Source organism: Acinetobacter johnsonii (assembly GCF_048551975.1).
GTDB lineage: Bacteria > Pseudomonadota > Gammaproteobacteria > Pseudomonadales > Moraxellaceae > Acinetobacter > Acinetobacter johnsonii_A.
Window position 1 is genome coordinate 1 of sequence record NZ_JBIMCF010000179.1, and the last position, 289, is coordinate 289.

Annotated in this window: 1 protein-coding gene; it reads left to right on the forward strand. The window is 43.3% G+C overall.

Annotated elements, in window-relative coordinates; genetic code table 11:
- Positions 1 to 34: 34 nt before the first annotated feature.
- Positions 35 to 289, forward strand: a 255-nt coding sequence (locus ACG9ZB_RS17145) for a nuclear transport factor 2 family protein (RefSeq protein ID WP_419326837.1), incomplete at its 3' end; no start/stop codon positions are given.

A 289-nucleotide genomic window follows, 5' to 3' on the forward strand; every position in this document is an offset into this window, starting at 1 on the left:
TTATTAAACTTGACTAAAAAACAGGCAAAACGAGATGACCCTCACGGACAAAGCCACCCACTTTTCAACGCGGCAATTTAGCCGAATCCAACAGCAATTTTCACAAACCATTACATGGGAAATTGTGGGTGAACAACGGCTTTCAGGTTTTGATCAAGTGCTGAAGCATTGCCAGTCTATCGAGCATTTTTTTACGACGGCAGCGCCTGAGTTACATATTCAAGCAATTCATCAAACGGGTCATCATGTGATTGTTCAAGGTGAAGCGCAATTTCTTGACGCCAAGCAG